This is a genomic window from Polaromonas sp. P1_G2 (assembly GCF_056405515.1).
On the sequence record NZ_JBFUBY010001044.1, the window covers coordinates 1 to 476 of the forward strand.

1 protein-coding gene is annotated in these 476 nt (G+C 62.0%); it reads left to right on the top strand.

The genetic code is table 11. From position 1 onward, the window contains the following. Positions 1 to 28 precede the first annotated feature (28 nt). Positions 29 to 476: efflux RND transporter permease subunit (locus tag AC1D0P_RS28975; protein WP_477679890.1), on the top strand; the 448-nt coding region annotated here is incomplete at its 3' end.

Consider the following 476-nt stretch of genomic DNA (forward strand, 5'->3'; position numbering starts at 1 on the left):
GCACTACAACATGTATGTCTCGGTTCCGGTGCAGGGCAATCCGGCGCCGGGTTTTTCGACCGGCAGCGCGATCGAGAAAATGGAGGCGCTGGCGCATGAATTGCAGCCGCCGGGCACGACCTTCGAGTGGACCGAGCTTGCCTTCCAGGAAAAGAACACCGGCAATACGGCAGTCTATATCTTTGCGCTGTCCGTGGTGTTCGAGTTCCTGGCGCTGTCGGCGCAATATGAAAGCTGGGTTCTGCCGCTGGCGATCATCCTGATCGTGCCGCTCGCCATCCTGGCGGCGCTGATCGGTGTTTACCTGCGCGGCCAGGACAACAATATCCTGACCCAGATCGGCCTCATCGTGCTGATCGGGCTCGCGGCGAAGAACGCCATCCTGATCGTCGAATTCGCCCGCCAGGCGCAGGAGAGGGGCGAGAGCGCTGTCGAAGCTGCGATCGAGGCCTGCCGGTTACGCCTCAGGCCGATCC